The 15,063-nt window shown below is 65.9% G+C and carries 13 protein-coding genes; 4 read left to right on the top strand and 9 right to left on the bottom strand.

Annotated features, from left to right (window positions below):
* Nucleotides 1-234: 234 nt before the first annotated feature.
* Nucleotides 235-1,620, bottom strand: coding sequence for a multidrug transporter subunit MdtD (gene mdtD / locus KZJ38_RS19735; protein WP_219800485.1), 1,386 nt, complete (start codon nt 1,618-1,620; stop codon nt 235-237).
* A gap of 201 nt (nt 1,621-1,821) precedes the next feature.
* Nucleotides 1,822-3,231: an aminotransferase-like domain-containing protein gene (locus tag KZJ38_RS19730; protein WP_219797842.1), complete on the bottom strand. Its 1,410-nt coding sequence runs from the start codon at nt 3,229-3,231 to the stop codon at nt 1,822-1,824.
* Between the two features lie 160 nt (nt 3,232-3,391).
* Here KZJ38_RS19730 and KZJ38_RS19725 point away from each other — a divergent pair, with 160 nt between their 5' ends.
* Nucleotides 3,392-3,694 (top strand): DUF2917 domain-containing protein, encoded by a 303-nt coding sequence (locus tag KZJ38_RS19725; protein ID WP_219797841.1) that lies wholly within the window; start codon nt 3,392-3,394, stop codon nt 3,692-3,694.
* Between the two features lie 44 nt (nt 3,695-3,738).
* Here KZJ38_RS19725 and KZJ38_RS19720 read toward each other — a convergent pair whose 3' ends face one another.
* Nucleotides 3,739-5,055, bottom strand: coding sequence for a citrate/2-methylcitrate synthase (locus KZJ38_RS19720; protein ID WP_219797840.1), 1,317 nt, complete (start codon nt 5,053-5,055; stop codon nt 3,739-3,741).
* A gap of 122 nt (nt 5,056-5,177) precedes the next feature.
* Here KZJ38_RS19720 and KZJ38_RS19715 point away from each other — a divergent pair, with 122 nt between their 5' ends.
* On the top strand, nt 5,178-6,632 hold the full coding sequence (locus KZJ38_RS19715) for a CoA transferase (protein WP_219800484.1): 1,455 nt from the start codon (nt 5,178-5,180) through the stop codon (nt 6,630-6,632).
* Between the two features lie 140 nt (nt 6,633-6,772).
* Here KZJ38_RS19715 and KZJ38_RS19710 read toward each other — a convergent pair whose 3' ends face one another.
* Nucleotides 6,773-7,519: a GntR family transcriptional regulator gene (locus KZJ38_RS19710; protein WP_219797839.1), complete on the bottom strand. Its 747-nt coding sequence runs from the start codon at nt 7,517-7,519 to the stop codon at nt 6,773-6,775.
* 143 nt (nt 7,520-7,662) lie between these two features.
* Between KZJ38_RS19710 and KZJ38_RS19705 the strand changes: the two genes are divergently transcribed.
* Nucleotides 7,663-8,508, top strand: a complete 846-nt coding sequence (locus tag KZJ38_RS19705; RefSeq protein ID WP_219797838.1) for an aldo/keto reductase — start codon at nt 7,663-7,665, stop codon at nt 8,506-8,508.
* Between the two features lie 67 nt (nt 8,509-8,575).
* On the opposite strand, the gene KZJ38_RS19700 is transcribed toward KZJ38_RS19705, so the two are convergent.
* Together KZJ38_RS19700 and KZJ38_RS19695 are read right to left on the bottom strand one after the other, a co-directional pair.
* Nucleotides 8,576-8,905, bottom strand: a complete 330-nt coding sequence (locus KZJ38_RS19700) for a hypothetical protein (protein ID WP_425518261.1) — start codon at nt 8,903-8,905, stop codon at nt 8,576-8,578.
* A gap of 346 nt (nt 8,906-9,251) precedes the next feature.
* The gene (locus tag KZJ38_RS19695; protein WP_219800562.1) at nt 9,252-10,022 is read right to left on the bottom strand and encodes a hypothetical protein; all 771 of its coding nucleotides are present in this window, start codon (nt 10,020-10,022) and stop codon (nt 9,252-9,254) included.
* A 230-nt stretch (nt 10,023-10,252) separates the two neighbouring features.
* Here KZJ38_RS19695 and KZJ38_RS19690 point away from each other — a divergent pair, with 230 nt between their 5' ends.
* Nucleotides 10,253-10,477, top strand: coding sequence for a hypothetical protein (locus KZJ38_RS19690; protein WP_219797836.1), 225 nt, complete (start codon nt 10,253-10,255; stop codon nt 10,475-10,477).
* Between the two features lie 443 nt (nt 10,478-10,920).
* Here KZJ38_RS19690 and KZJ38_RS19685 read toward each other — a convergent pair whose 3' ends face one another.
* Genes KZJ38_RS19685 through KZJ38_RS19675 form a run of 3 tightly spaced genes read right to left on the bottom strand, consistent with a single transcriptional unit; the run spans nt 10,921 to nt 15,060 of the window.
* Nucleotides 10,921-13,086: an ABC transporter ATP-binding protein gene (locus KZJ38_RS19685; RefSeq protein WP_219797835.1), complete on the bottom strand. Its 2,166-nt coding sequence runs from the start codon at nt 13,084-13,086 to the stop codon at nt 10,921-10,923.
* Complete coding sequence (locus tag KZJ38_RS19680; RefSeq protein WP_219797834.1) at nt 13,083-14,033, bottom strand: ABC transporter permease; 951 nt, start codon at nt 14,031-14,033, stop codon at nt 13,083-13,085. The genes KZJ38_RS19685 and KZJ38_RS19680 overlap by 4 nt, the downstream gene beginning before the upstream one ends.
* A gap of 10 nt (nt 14,034-14,043) precedes the next feature.
* Nucleotides 14,044-15,060 (bottom strand): ABC transporter permease, encoded by a 1,017-nt coding sequence (locus tag KZJ38_RS19675; protein ID WP_219797833.1) that lies wholly within the window; start codon nt 15,058-15,060, stop codon nt 14,044-14,046.
* Nucleotides 15,061-15,063: the final 3 nt, after the last annotated feature.

Below are 15,063 nucleotides of genomic sequence, written 5' to 3'. Positions count from 1 at the left end.
AGGTGTGCGCAAGTTGCGCGAAGTCTTTAGTTTACCGGATCGGTCAGCAAGAAACATGCGCACGGGCAATCTGACGCGTCGTCTGACGGATGGCTTTCCGGCAAGGCATGGCGCGGCTCCATCGCGCAAGGCCCGTATGGCATGCGTTTGTTGCTGGCACATCGATGCTGCAACACAGTGCATCGCGCCCTGTTGCGGTTCGTGTCGAACGGGCACGCGTGTTCGCGCGTGAAATCAGGTTCGCTCCGAAGGATCGGTTTTCGCCGCAGGCCGGCGGATATCCTGGGCGAGCTGCGCAAAAATCCACGACGTGCCCGCGGTGATGATGCCCACGCAAATAAATGTCGCGTGAAATGCAGGCAGCGTGTTTGCTTCAGTGACACGCGGGATGATGCCGGTGAACGTGGTCAGCATCGCGCCCGCCACCGTGACGCCAAGACTCATCGACAGCATCTGCACCAGCGAAAACAGGCTATTGCCGCTGCTCGCGCCGCCGGTGCCGAGGTCTTTGAGCGTCAGCGTATTCATTGCGGTGAACTGCATCGAGTTCACGCCGCCGAAGAACGCGAGCTGCACGAGCCGCAGCCACAGCGGCTGGTTCGGCCCCGTCAGCGCGAAGCTCGCCATCGCGAGGCCGACCAGCACGGTGTTCGTCACGAGCACGCGCCGATAGCCGTATCGGAAGATCAGGCGCGTGACGAGCCGTTTCGAGGTCATGCCGGCCGCGGCGATCGGCAACATCATCAGGCCTGCTTCGAATGCGCTGTAGCCGAGGCTCACCTGCAGCAGCAGCGGCAGCAGATACGGCATCGCGCCGCTGCCGATGCGCGCGAACAGGTTGCCGAGTATCCCGACGCTGAAGGTATGGATCTTGAAGAGGTCGAGCGAGAAGATCGGCTGCGGCACACGTACCGCATGCAACCCGTATGCGGTGAAAAAGCCGAGGCTCAAAATCAGCAGCACGAGCACCGTGGCGTGCGCGAAGCCGAACTCGCCGTGGCCGTCGAGCGCCATCGAAATCGCGATCATGGCAACGATGAGCAGCAGGTAGCCCTTCAGATCGAACTTCGCGGTGTCCGGATTGCGCGCGTCGGGCATAAAGATAAACGTGGCGATCACGCCGATCACCCCGACGGGCACGTTGATCAGAAAGATCCAGTGCCACGACGCGATCTTCACGAGCCAGCCACCGAGCGTCGGCCCGATCAGCGGACCGATCAGGCCCGGTATCGCGACGAACGACAGCGCGGGCAGATAGCGTTCGGCGGGAAACACGCGCAGCACCGCGAGACGTCCGACCGGCAGCAGCATCGCACCGCCGGCGCCCTGCAAGATGCGCCACAGCACGAGCTGCGGCAGCGTATGTGCGCTCGCGCAGAGCAGCGAGCCGACCGAGAACACGAAGATCGCGCTCATAAAGACGCGCCGCGTGCCGAGCTTGTCGGCCAGCCAGCCGGAGACGGGGATCATCACCGCCATCGTCAGCGAGTAAGCGATCACCACCGATTGCAGGTGCAGCGGTAACTCGCCGAGGCTCGTCGCCATCGCGGGCAGCGCGGTGTTGACGATCGTCGAATCGAGCGTCTGCATGAAGAAGCCAGTCGCGACGATCCACAGCATGACCGTGAGCGAACGGGCGGAGGGCTTGACGGGAGGTGTCTCGGACGTTGTCGTTTGAGTCATGAGCGCTAGAGCGAGCCGGATTGCACCGGTCGGGCGATATTTTAAGCAAAAACTGTATCAGCGGGCAGGGGGTGCGCGTATGACAAAGTGCGTGCGCGGGCTGAAGGCGCGTCGTGAAGCGCCGGACTTTTGCCCTTTTTACAGCTTTGCCGCCGCTTCGAAAAACGCGAGCGCGCGCGGGTCCTGTGTGTACGCCGCGTTGATGCGGATCCATGGACACGTTTCCGCGTTCGGACGGAAGTAGTGACCGGGCGCGACGGTGACGCCGAGCGGAGCGCCGCATTCGGCCAGTACGCGCGAATCGTCGATATGCGGCACGCGCGCCCAGATCAGGTTGCCGCCGAGCGGCTTTTCGAACACTTCCCAGCCCACGCTTTCCAGCATCTGCACGGTCGCGCCAAGCGCTTCGCCCATGCGCCGCCGCAGCCGTTCGATGTGCTTGCGATACATGCCGCGCTCGAGCATCGCCACGGCCACGGCTTCCGCGAAACGCGAGCCGCCCACGCTCGTCAGCATCTTGATGTCGGCGAGATCCTTGATGATCGCGTGACTCGCGATCGTATAGCCGATCCGCAGCGACGACGACAAGGTTTTCGACAACCCGCCGATATAGATCACATGCTCGAACTGATCGAGCGTCGCGAGCCGGTCGGTCGCTTCGTTCTGGAAGTCCGCGAAGATGTCGTCTTCGATAATCGTGAAGTCGTACTCGCGCGCGAGTTGCAGCAGGCGGAACGCGACGTGCGGCGCGACCGTCGTGCCGGTCGGGTTGTGGAACACGCTGTTGACGAAGAACAGCTTCGGCCGGTGCTGCGCCAGTTGCGCCTGCAGCGCGTCGAGATCCGGGCCGTTGCGTGTGCGCGGAATGCCGACGAGCTTCACGCCATGCAGCTTCAGCAACCCGAACAAGTTGTAGTAACCGGGGTCTTCGACGAACATCGTGTCGCCCGCTTTCAGCATGTAACGCATCAGCAGGTCGAGCGCCTGGCTCGCGCCTTGTGTCACGAGAATTTGCGATGCGTCGACTTCCATGCCGAGTTGCGCGGAACGGCTGCGCAAGTGCTCGCGCAGCACCGCATTGCCGAGCGGCGTCGCGTAGTCGACGAGGCTCGCGGCGTCGGTGCGCGAGACGTGGCGGATTGCCTGCGCGAGACTGTCCATATCGCGCCACGCCTCGGGAATAAAGCCGCTGCCGAGCTTCAGCGTGCCGCCCGGATGATTCATCTGTTGCAGCAGATGGAACGACTCTTCTTCGGCGCGCCGCGGGTCCGACGTGCCCCGGCTGCTATCGATGCCCGCGCGTGCGCGCTGCGCGACATAAAAGCCCGAGCCGTGCCGCGAATCCAGATAGCCAAGCGAGACGAGCCGGTCGTACGCCTCGATCACGGGAAAGCGGCTGATTGCATGATCGGCCGCGAACTGGCGGATCGACGGCAGCTTCGTGCCTGCGTGCGCGGTGCGCGAACCGATCCATTGCGTCACGCCATTGACGATCTGCTCGGTGAGCGGCACACCGTTTTCGCGATCGAGTTCGATATCGAGCTTCATGCGTCTCCTTGAACGGCCCGCCGGCTTTCGCCCGCACTGCACAAAGTGTCCGTTTTTTTAACTGCACAGTTCCGTTGAAAGTGTTCAGTACTGTGCATGTGATTGGCAACATCGTACGTCAATAATTGACTCACCGAAATGCCTTGCAAGGAGCACTGCGATGCGCGAAATCCGAACGTTTGAACTCGAACACGGCGAGCCGGCGGCCGCGTGGCGTGTCGCGCAGCCGCTCCTGCTCAAAGTCACGGCCGGCGAGGTGTGGCTGACGATGGAAGGCGATGCGATGGATTATTGGCTCTCGCGCGGCGACACTTTCAGGCTGCCGCGTGGCGCGACCGCGTGGCTGAGCGCCGGCAGCCATGGCGCGCGGGTCGTGCTGTCGGGGAACCGGCGCTTCACCGGGTGGCCTTTGACGCGCACGTCGGCATGGAGCTGGTTGCCGCGCTGGCTGTTGCCGGTTTAGGTCACCGGTCCAGGCCGCGTGATCGGCGCGGCGAGTGACGCCGATCAGCTATGTCCTTCGTATGCGCCGATATAGCGGGCGCGTGGGCGAATCAGCCTGCCGTCCGCTGTCTGTTCGATCGCGTGCGCGATCCAGCCCGCCACCCGTCCCACCGCAAACAGCGTGAACGCCGCGCCAGACGGCAACGCAAGCACGCGCTCGATTGCCGCCAACGCATAGTCGACGGTCGGCTGCACGCCGGCCGTGTCGCGCATGGCCGCGGCGAGCCGTTGCACCTCGACGAGCGGCGAACGCGCGGGCGCGCAGTCGGTGAGCATCTCTAACAGCAGCTTGGCGCGCGGGTCGCCGTCCGGATAGAGCGGATGACCGAACCCCGGCAGCGGCGCGCGCAGCGCCTGCGTTTCAAGTGTGCTGACGCTGCGTGCATCGCTATGTTCTTCGCGTGCTAGACGCGTGGCGAGGAAGCGATCGAGGTCGGGCGCGCGCGATGCATCGTCGAACAGCGCCGCGACGCGCACCGTTTCGCCGCCGTGCCGCGGCCCCGACAGCGCGGCGAGGCCGCCTGCGATCGCGCCGAACAGGTGCGTGCCGGTCGACGTGATGCAGCGCACCGTGAACGTCGACGCGTTCAGTTCATGATCGGCGCACGCGACGAGCGCCGCGCGCAACAGGTTGACCTGCGGCCGGCTGCGCACGCCCCATGCGGCCGCGAGTTGCCGATGCAGCGGATCGTTCGACGGCGCGGCCGAGATCATCGCGGCGGCCACGAGACGCAACAGCACGCACGCGGTGTCGAGTTGCGCATCGCGTCCAAGCGCCCAGACGCGCGGCATTTGCGCCGCGGTGGCGGGCAGCAGCACAAGCGCGCGATCGAGCGGCGTGCTGTCGCTCCACAATTTCAGCCATGCGGACCATTGCGCGGCGGCGATCGGCGCGGCCGGCGCCTGCGCGATGCGTCGCTCGCTGCAATCCCATAGCAACGCGGCGGTGTCTTCGAGCGAGGCCGTGCGCGCCAGTTCGATTGCATCGTGCCCGCGATAGAAGAGCCGCCCGTCGGCGATCAGCGTGATGGCGGATTCGAGGACCGGCACGCCCCAGTCGAGCACCTTCTGCGCCACTTTGCCCGCGCGCTTGCCATCGGCTTTGCGCCGCGCGAGACGTCGTACTTCGTCCGCGTCGTACAGACGCCGCTTCGAATCGGCATCGGGCGAGGAGCGCAGCATGCCGCGGCTGACGTACGCGTAGAGCGTCGGCAGGCTGATGCCGAGGGCCTGCGCGGCTTCGTCAGCCGAGAGATAGCGGCCCGAGGGAGTTGCTGTGGCGCGACCAGGCGAAACGCCTGTGGGGCGGGTGGCGGACATAAGAGTCGGCAAAAACCGGATAAATCGATATATGTTGATTCTAACGATCAAGATTGATCGACGGGAAGCGGAATTTTAGACTGGTGGCCATTCCCATCGTCGGCGCGACGCCGCTTCCCACTATGACGCCTCTCATTGCTCTGGACCATCTGTGGACCGTGGCCGGCTGCGACGCCGTGGCACTCGACGCCGTATCGATCACCGGCAACGATCCCGCGCTGCCGTCGGTGTTCCGCGTCGGCACGCTCGCGGCCGCGACGATTGCGGCGACGGGGTTGGCCGCGGCGGAGTGTTATCGGCTGCAAAGCGGGGCGCAAAACGGGCAGCGGCAACGCGTCCACGTCGACGTGGGGCACGCGCTGACCGCGTTCCGCAGCGAACGGTATCTGCGTGTGAACGATGGTCCGCCGCTCGACATGCGCAACCCGATCTTCGGCTTCTTCGAGACGCGTGACGGCCGGTGGGTGCAGTTGCACACGAATTTTCCGTATCACCTCGAAGGTGTGCTGAAAATCCTCGGCTGCGCGAACGAAAGAGCTTCCGTCGCACAGGCGATTCGCCATTGGGACGGCGCCATGCTCGATCAGACGCTCGCCGATGCGGGTCTGCCTGGCGCGCTGATTCGCACGCCGCGCGAATGGGCGGCGCTCGAACAGGCGAAAGCGATTGCGAATCTGCCGCTCTTCGAGATCGAGCGTATTGGCGATGCGCCGCCGCAGCCAATTGCTTCGTCAGGCTTGGCCGGCAGTGGCTCGCTCGCTCAACCCGCTGCATCGGCCGGATTGGTCGACCGGCCGCTTTCCGGCGTGCGTGTGCTCGATCTGTCGCGGATCATCGCGGGGCCGGTCGCGGGACGCGCGCTCGCGTCGCACGGCGCGCAGGTGCTGCTCGTCAACGGGCCGCATCTGCCGAATATCGCGCCGCTCGTGATCGACACGGGCCGCGGCAAGCGTTCGGCGACGCTCGATCTGCGCGACGCGGCGGGCCGCGCGCAACTCGAAGCGCTCACGCGCGATGCCGATGTGTTCCTGCAGGCGTATCGGCCGGGCGCGCTTGCCGCGCATGGTTTCGGTCCGGAGGCGCTCGCGCAGTTGAGGCCCGGCATCGTCTGCGTGTCGATTTGCGCCTATGGGCACGCAGGGCCGTGGGCCACGCGGCGCGGCTTCGATAGCCTCGTGCAGTCGGCAAGCGGCATTGCGCATACGGAGGCGCGCGCGGCCGGCGTCGATGGTCCGAAGCATTTGCCGTGTCAGGCGCTCGATCACGGCACCGGCTATCTCGCCGCGTTTGGCGCGATGGTGGCGCTCGCGCGCCGCGCGACAGAGGGCGGCAGCTGGCACGTGCGGCTGTCGCTCGCGCAGACCGGCCGCTGGTTGCAGTCGCTTGGGCAGATCGAGGACGGCTGGCGCGCGCCCGAGGTCAGATTCGACGATGTGAAGGATTTGCTCGAGGCGGTCGATTCGCTGTTTGGCCGCGTGCTCGGTACGCCGCCGGCCGAGCAGCTTTCGGAGACGCCGGCGCGCTATGGCCGGCCGCCGGTGCCGATCGGTACCGATCAGGCGTGCTGGGAGAGCTAGCCTTTCGCGACCGGCAGGACGCGACCCCGCCACCTGGCGGTCCACTCAACGGTCCACTCAGCGGTCCACTCAACGGTCCACTCAGCGGTCCACTCAACGGCTCACTCAACGGCTCACTGAGCAGTCCACCCGGCAATCCACTATTTCCGCAGTTCCGCCACGAAGTCGTAGTAGTCGTTGCGGCAATACGTATCGGTCAGCTCAATCGCGCGCTGGTCCGACGTATAGCCGACACGCGTGATCAACAGCAGTGCTTCGTTCTGCGCAATGCTCATCTGCTGCGCAATTTCCGCGCTCGCATTGACCGCGCGAAAGTGTTGCAGCGCGCGTACGATCGACAAGCCGCGCTGCTCGAGATACGAATACAGCGAATCGCCGATCGCATGCGGATCGGGAATGACCGATGCGGGGAACGTCGAATTCTCGACCGCCATCACGATGCCGTCCGCGAGCCGCAAGCGGCGCAAACGTGTAACGGCGGCCGCCGGCGACAGCCCGAGACGGATCACTTCATCGCGGTTCGCCGGCAGGATCTCGCGCGACAGCCACTGCGAGCTCGGCGTGAAGCCGCGCCGGCGCAGCATTTCGCTGAAGCTTGACAGCCGCGACAACGGATCTTCATAGCGCGGCGTGATAAAGCTGCCCGCTCCCTGCGTGCGGCGGATCAACCCCTGTTCGACGAGCAGCGCGATCGCCTTGCGCGCCGTGATGCGCGACACGCCGAGCGCGTCGGACAGCACGCGTTCGGAAGGCAATGCTTCCCCGGGGTTCCAGCGATTGTCATGAATGGCATGGCCGAGCTTGCGGGCGAGTTGCAAGTAAAGCGGCGTATCGTTTTCCGGGTCCGGGCGCAAATCGCGCCAGCGGTCTTCCGTGGTTGAGTTCATGACTTGTGCACAAGAAGGGCAAGCGGCAATTCTATGACATCGGCGCGCGGCGTTATAGCAGGCTTTTGCCTGGTCTGCCGATGCGTTATGCGCCGAAACGCTACACTCGCAGCAGCGCAATGCAACCCGTTCTGGAGAAACAAATGACGACCGACATCGCCACCGTGACGCTGCCCGACGGCGAGCGCATTCCGAAGCTGGGGCAGGGCACGTGGGAGATGGGCGAGCGCGCGTCGCAGCGCGCGGCGGAGATCGCCGCGCTGCGCGAAGGCATCGAACTCGGCATGACGCTCATCGACACCGCGGAGATGTACGGCGAAGGCTCGACCGAATCGCTCCTCGGCGAAGCGCTCGCGGGTGTTCGCGACGATGTGTTTCTCGTCAGCAAGGTCTATCCGCATAACGCAAGCCGACGCGGCGTGCAGGCGGCGTGCGAGCGCTCGCTCAAGCGCCTGAAGACCGACCGGCTCGACCTGTTCCTGCTGCACTGGCGCGGCTCGGAGCCGCTCGAAGAAACGGTTGCGGGCTTCGAGGCGTTGCGCCAGGCCGGCAAGATCCGTCACTGGGGCGTCAGCAACTTCGACGCCGACGATATGGACGAACTCGCTGCGGTTCCGCACGGCGATGCCTGCGCGACGAACCAGATTCTCTTTAACGTCGCGCGGCGCGGGCCTGAATTCGACCTTCTGCCATGGCTTAAAGCGCGCAATATTCCGGCGATGGCCTATAGCCCGGTCGATCACGCGCGTTTGCCGAAGCACTCACCGCTCAATGACATCGCGGCCGCACATGGCGTATCGGTGTTTCAGATCGCGCTGGCGTGGGTGCTACAGCAGCCCGACGTGTTCGCGATTCCAAAGGCGGGACGTGTCGAGCATGTGCGCGATAACCGGCGCGCGGCGGATATTGCGCTGAGCGCCGACGACTGCGCGGCGATCGATGCGCACTTTCGTCCGCCGCTTCGGAAGCAGCCGCTCGAGATGCTGTGATCCTGCGCTGTACTGCACACGGGCAGACGGCTTTTCTAGCCGCTACCGGTCGGCCGGCTCGCTGCAATCAGTTGCACGGGTGATGCATGTGTACGGAGCCGAGCAGCGCGACTTCGGCGGGCGTGTCCTTCAGCGACGCGGTGTCGACCTGGCTCGTATCGGCAACGTAGTCGTCGATGATCGACGATAGCTTGACGTCCTGCAGGCACAGCGACACGCGTTGTGTTTCACCGGCGTTCAGTTGCGCGTGCTGCGCGAGAAACAGCACGCCGTATTGGTAGCCGTGAATGATGCCGCGAACGGCGCCGAGGCACTGGCCCTGCGCGACGCCGTCGCTCTTGCGTTTGCATAACTGCTCGAGCGTGTAGGCGGAGAATGCCGGGTCGGCGGTTGGCATCGGATGCGACTGGGCAGGTTGCAGTCTCGCTAGCGTGATCGATCGGGATGGCACGCCGGGGGCGCTTCCATCGGCTTGCGCAAGCGCGGTTAAAGAAGCGCACGTCACGGCGCATAGCAGGCTGGCGGCGATGCGCGCAGCAGCGCGGTGCGAAAATCGTTGCATGGTGAGCGCTCGTCGAACGGAACTCAAGTCTGAGACGCTCGAGGCGCATTGGTTCCAATGCCGCACATCGACGGGATTCAACGCGCAAACGTGTCGATACGCGCCTTCGCGGTCAAGGCGGTGACGTTCGACCGGGGGGATCGAAGCGTCACCGCCGCCGCTGGCCGGCGTTGGCCGGCCCTTATCGGCGGATTACGCGATGAGTCGCGTGCCGCGGGTGGAAGAACGATGCGAGCGCATCGTTCGATACGAGCCTAGTGCCCGCCACCGTGACCGCCACCACCGCTGCCGCCTGAGCCGCCGCCATAGCCGCCGCCATGGCCACCACCGAAGCCGCCGCCGTGGCCGCTTCCGCCGAAGCCGCCACCACCGAAGCCGCCGTGGCCACCGCCGGAGTTGCTTCCGCCGAATCCGCCACCGCCGAATCCGCCACCGCCAAAACCACCTCCATGGCCACCGCCGTGGCCGTTGCCGTGACCGCTGCCAGGACCGCCAGCCCCTGCGTTGCCGCCACCGCAACCATCGCCACCGCCGGCGTTACCACCACCATGCCCGCCGTGACCACCACCGCCGTCACCGCCGCCGTGACCGCCGCCACCATCGCCGCCGCCGTGACCACCACCGCCACCACCACCGCCACCGCCACCGCCACCGCCACCGCCACCGCCGCCGCCACCGCCGCCACCGCCACCGCCGCCACCGCCGCCACCGCCGCCGCCGCCGCCACCGCCACCGCCACCGCCACCGCCACCGCCACCGCCACCGCCACCGCCACCGCCGCCGCCGCCACCACCACCACCACCACCACCACCGCCACCGCCGTTACCGCCGCCACCGCCACCACCGCCGCCGTTACCGCCACCACCGTTGCCACCACCACCGTTACCGCCGCCACCGTTACCACCACCACCGTTACCACCACCACCACCCGCGTTACTACCGCCGCCGGCATTGCTACCCGCGTTACTCCCTGCGCCACTTCCCGCGCTGCCGCCTGCCGAGCCGCCTGCGTTTCCCGCCGAGCCGCTGCCGCCACCCGCCGCGGCGCCCGCAGCCGCGGCACCCGAGCCGCCGCGCGCGCCGCCATGCGTGTAAGGACCACAGTTGTTCTGGTTGCCAACACAACTATCTGGCGTGAATACCGCGGCGGCGTCATCGGCAGCGGTCGAGGATGTTGCATCGGTGGGAACTTGTCCTGCGGCGGTGGGCTCGCCGGGCGTGCCGGCTTCGCCGCTTCCGGGCAGTGCGGCAATCGATATGCTGCTTGCCGGCAATGCCGCATCCGCGAGCACGAGCCATGCTGGTGCGGCTTCGTTCGTGCTTGCCGCTCGTGCTGCCGTCCACGGCGGCGCGCCGATTACTACAACGAGCGCCGCGCCAAGGGCGACCTTCACCACCGCTCTGTGACCATAAAGATCGCAGTGCGTAATAAATTTCGTGGGTTTCATCGCACATCTCCCTGGAATCTGCGGCCCCGCTTTCACCGCGATTCCCTTTGTTTCAATCCTGTCGACGGGCGGATCGCATGACTTCGCCGTCACGCAATCCGCCGCCGCCCTGATTGCCCCGTAGCTTTGTTGATGCTGACCGCACCGCATTTCACGGTGCGGTCAGCCACGCTCCCTGTGGATCGACGTGACCGTCGATCCGCGTGCCTGCCGATTCACGTCGATCGACATGGTGACGATCAGACGAAAGCGGACGCCCGGCATGTAGCGATAAACATGCCATTGCGCGCAAAGCCGCGCCGCGCGTAGCGCGCTACGCGAGCGTCGAGTGCGAGGAGGGGAAAACCGGTGGAAAACGTTTCTGCGCTGAAACGGAGGCGCGAAATCAGCTCGCGCGATGTTTCATCGGCGACGTTGAAGCGAGCGAAGCTCGTCGATGGGGATATGGCAACGGATGCGATGGCCGTCGCCGGCATCGGCAGAGGGCGGGTCCTGCTGTTCGCAGATCGCGCCGATCTTGCGCGGACAGCGCGTATGAAACACGCATCCCGAAGGCGGCGCGGCGGGACTCGGTGGTTCACCTTCGAGACGGATGCGCTCGCGGCCCGAATTCGTTGCATGCGCATCGAGTGTCGGCACCGACGACAGCAGCGCCTCGGTGTACGGATGATGTGGGCCATCGAACACAGCGGCGGCGGGACCGATTTCGAGCAGCCGTCCGACATACAGCACGGCGATGCGATCCGACAGATAACGGACCACATGCAGGTCGTGCGAAATGAATACGTAGCTCACGTGGTGCTCGCGTTGCAAATCCGCAAGCAGGTTCAGGATTGCGGCCTGCACCGATACGTCGAGCGCGGACGTTGGTTCGTCGCAGACAACCACACGCGGGTCGCCCGCGAACGCGCGCGCGATCGCGACGCGCTGCTTGAGTCCGCCCGACAATTGCCGCGTGCGCGCGCTCAGATAGCGGTCCGGCAAGCGCACGGCGGCCGCGAGCGTCGCGAGCCGCTCTTCACGCGCGAGCCCATGCAGTGATGTGAGTCGCGACAGCGCGCGGCCGATCAGTCGCTTGACCGAATGCGCGCGATTGAGCGCGGAGTCGGGGTTCTGAAACACGATCTGCAGCGACTTCACCTGTTCGTCGTTGCGGCGTGTCACACGTGAGGCCAAGGGCATGCCGTCGAGTTCGAGCACGCCGCCCGCGTCGGGCGCGATCAGGCCGAGCAGCATCTTGGCGAGCGTCGTCTTGCCGCTGCCCGATTCGCCGACAAGGCCCAGTGTTTCGCCCGTCGCCAGTTCGAGCGATACCGAATCGACAGCGCGTAGCGCGACGCCGGATGCGTGGAAGGTCTTCGAAATGTCCTCGGCGCGCAGCACGCGTGCTGCGCCGTTGGGCTTTGGAGCAACTGCAACCGCGGGCGCTTGCGTGTCTGTTCGCGCTTCAACGGAATGCGCGGACTGCGCCGCATTCGAATTCGCAGATTCCTCAGCCTGCGTCGACGCATTCACGTTCGTGCGCGGCAACTCGATCGCGCGCTCATGATAGTGACAGCGCGCCATCTGATCGCCATGTTGCGCGCTCATCCGGTATGGCGGCGGCGCTTCGCGGCGGCAGCGATCGTCGGCGAGCCGGCAGCGGTCGGCATAAATGCAGCCCTGCGTAATCGAACCGGGCGTCGGCAAGCTGCCCGCGATCGTATCGAGCCGGTCCGTATCCTTGCTGCGGCCCGGGCTCGGCAGGCAGCGCAACAAGCCGACCGTATAAGGGTGACGCGGCCGGTTGAACACATCGCGCGTCGCGCCTTCCTCGACAAGCTTGCCCGCATACAGCACGCCGACGCGCTCGCACATCTTGCCGATCACCGCGAGGTTATGGCTGATAAACAGCACCGCGGTGCCGTACTCCTTGCGCAGTTGCGCGATCAGCTCGAGCACTTCCGCTTCGACGGTCGCGTCAAGCCCGGTGGTCGGCTCGTCGAGGATCAGCAGCGCGGGGTTCGACGCGAGCGCCATCGCGATCACGACGCGTTGCTGCATGCCGCCCGACAATTCGTGCGGATAACTTTCCATCACGCGCTCGGGCGCCGCGATACGCACGCGTCGCAGCATCTCGAGCGTGCGCTGCATCGCTTCGTCGTAGGTCGCACCCGATACTTCGAACGCTTCGGCGACCTGGCGCGCGATTGTCAACGAAGGGTTCAGCGCGCGCGATGGATCCTGATAGACCATCGAGATCGCATTCGCGCGCATGGCGCGCAGCGCGACCGTATCGAGTGATTCGACATCCTCTCCATCGATCGAAATGCGGCCCGCCTTGACGCGGCCGTTGCGCGCGAGGTAGCGCAGCACGGCCATCGCGACCGTCGATTTACCGCAGCCCGATTCGCCGACAAGCCCATACGCTTCACCGCGCCGCACGCGAAACGATATGTCCTGCAGCACTTCGCGATCGCGACCGCGCACGCGGTATGCGACCGTGAGTCCGACGATCGTCAGCGCGTCGGAACGGTCGCGCTTCGACACGTCGAAGGCGGGAAACGCTGCGGCCGGCGACGCGCTCATCGGTCCAGTACTCCTTCGACGCTGTCGGCGATCAGGTTCACGCCGACCACCAGCGATGCGATCGCCGCCGCATCGAACACGACGGTCCACCATGCGCCGCCCGCCATCAGCGTGTACGACTCGGACAGCGCGAGCCCCCAGTCCGCGGAAGGCGGCTGGATGCCGAAGCCGAGAAACGATAGGGTTGCGACCGAGAAGATCGCGTAGCCGAGACGCACAGTGGCTTCAACGACGATCGGCGGCAGCACGTTCGGCAGGATCTCGGCGAACATGATGTAGAGCGCGTGCTCGCCGCGCAGCTGCGCGGCGGCGACATAGTCGAGATGGCGTTCGGCAAGCACCGCGGCGCGCACAGTGCGCGCGGTAATCGGCATGAACGTGATGCCGATCACGAGTATCACCGTGAGGTTCGACGCGCCGACCGCGGCGAGCGCGAGCAGCGCGACGATCACGAGCGGCAGCGCGAGCACGGCGTCAATCGCGCGGCCGATCACATGATCGACCCAGCCGCCGAAGTAGCCGACGATCAAACCGAGCGCGGTGCCCGCGACAGTGCCGACGAGCGTAGCGAGCGGCGCGATGGTCAGGATGTCGCGCGCGCCGACAATCACCCGCGAATAGACGTCGCGGCCGAGCTGGTCGGTGCCGAACCAGTGCGTGTGATCGGGCGGTAGCAGCGAATTGAGCGGATCGGATGCGTACGCGTCGTGCGGCGCGATCCACGTGCCGGCAATCGCGCAGGCCACCCACCACAGCACGATCAGCGCGCCGACGACGAAGCTCGGCGAGCGCAGCAGCAGAAGCAGCCGCTCGTAGCGCGGGTCCTGCGCGCGCGGCGGCGGCGCGGCGGCGGGCGTCGCGGTGCTTGCACCCACCGTGCCCGCCGCCGTGCCTGTTGCTGCAGACGCCTCACGCGCCTCAGGTGTACCCGGTGCGGCGCTCGTCATAAGGGGCTCCTCATTCGGCGCTCCGTACGCGCAGACGCGGATTCAACGTCACATGCAGCGCGTCCGCGATGAAATTGGCCACCGTATAGACCACGCCGACCGTCAGCACGCCGGCCTCGAGCATCGGGAAGTCCTTCGCTTTCGCGGCGTTGTAGATCAGCGAGCCGATACCTTCGTAGTGAAACAGCGTCTCCACGACGACGAGGCCGCCGATCATATAGCCGAGCTGGGTCGCGGCGACCGTGACCGTCGGCAGCAGCGCATTGCGCAGCACGTGCCGGAAAATCACGACGTGCGGCGGCAAGCCTTTGAGAATCGCCGTGCGCGTGTAGTCGGCATCGAGCGCTTCGACGGTGCCCGCGCGCGCCATCCGCGCGATATAGCCGAAGAAGATGAATACGAGCGGCAGCACCGGCAGAATCAGATGCCGCAATTGTTCGAGCGCGCCGGCGCCGGGCGGCGCGGCCGCTTCGATCGGCAGCCAGCGCAGCCAGATACCGAACACGAGTATCAGCACGATCGACGAGACGAACTCCGGCACCACCGTCGCCGACAGTCCCGCGACGCTGATCGTGCGGTCGATCCATCGTCCTTCGTGCAATGCGGCCCACACGCCGCCCGCGATGCCGAGTGGCACGACGACGATAAACGCGAGCAGGCCGAGCTTTGCTGAATTCGCGAGCGCGCTGCCGATAAACGGCGCGACCGGTTCGCGAAACGCGTACGACGTGCCCATATCGCCGTGCAGCAGATGCGTGATCCACTGCGAGTATTGCGTGAAGAGCGGCCGGTCCGCGCCGAGCTGATGATTGAGCGCGGCGACCGCACGCGCATCGGCGAGCGGCCCGAGTATTGCGCGGCCGATATCGCCCGGCAGCATTTGGCCGCCTGCGAACACAAGCACCGATAGCAGCCACAACGTCACGAGCGCAAGCGCAAGACGCGTCGCGAGAAAACCCGCGACACGCGCCGCGTTGCCTGAAGCGACGCGTTTTGCGGTGGCGGCGGTAGAGGCGGAAGTCGACATCGG

The sequence above is a fragment of the Paraburkholderia edwinii genome (assembly GCF_019428685.1).
In the GTDB taxonomy this organism is placed as follows: domain Bacteria; phylum Pseudomonadota; class Gammaproteobacteria; order Burkholderiales; family Burkholderiaceae; genus Paraburkholderia; species Paraburkholderia edwinii.
Note: the sequence above shows the minus strand (reverse complement) of the source record. Positions and strands in the feature narration are given on the sequence as shown.

Bases quoted from the DNA above. Each gene is read 5' to 3' on its own strand.
- KZJ38_RS19680 (WP_219797834.1), bottom strand. From the start codon at position 14,033: ATGACGAGCGCCGCACCGGGTACACCTGAGGCGCGTGAGGCGTCTGCA.
- KZJ38_RS19730 (WP_219797842.1), bottom strand. From the start codon at position 3,231: ATGAAGCTCGATATCGAACTCGATCGCGAAAACGGTGTGCCGCTCACC.
- KZJ38_RS19715 (WP_219800484.1), top strand. From the start codon at position 5,178: ATGACGCCTCTCATTGCTCTGGACCATCTGTGGACCGTGGCCGGCTGC.
- KZJ38_RS19720 (WP_219797840.1), bottom strand. From the start codon at position 5,055: ATGTCCGCCACCCGCCCCACAGGCGTTTCGCCTGGTCGCGCCACAGCA.
- KZJ38_RS19710 (WP_219797839.1), bottom strand. From the start codon at position 7,519: ATGAACTCAACCACGGAAGACCGCTGGCGCGATTTGCGCCCGGACCCG.
- KZJ38_RS19675 (WP_219797833.1), bottom strand. From the start codon at position 15,060: ATGTCGACTTCCGCCTCTACCGCCGCCACCGCAAAACGCGTCGCTTCA.
- KZJ38_RS19700 (WP_425518261.1), bottom strand. From the start codon at position 8,905: ATGCCAACCGCCGACCCGGCATTCTCCGCCTACACGCTCGAGCAGTTA.
- KZJ38_RS19725 (WP_219797841.1), top strand. From the start codon at position 3,392: ATGCGCGAAATCCGAACGTTTGAACTCGAACACGGCGAGCCGGCGGCC.
- KZJ38_RS19685 (WP_219797835.1), bottom strand. From the start codon at position 13,086: ATGAGCGCGTCGCCGGCCGCAGCGTTTCCCGCCTTCGACGTGTCGAAG.
- KZJ38_RS19695 (WP_219800562.1), bottom strand. From the start codon at position 10,022: ATGCCGGCGGCGGTAGTAACGCGGGTGGTGGTGGTGGTAACGGTGGTG.
- mdtD (WP_219800485.1), bottom strand. From the start codon at position 1,620: ATGCTGTGGATCGTCGCGACTGGCTTCTTCATGCAGACGCTCGATTCG.
- KZJ38_RS19705 (WP_219797838.1), top strand. From the start codon at position 7,663: ATGACGACCGACATCGCCACCGTGACGCTGCCCGACGGCGAGCGCATT.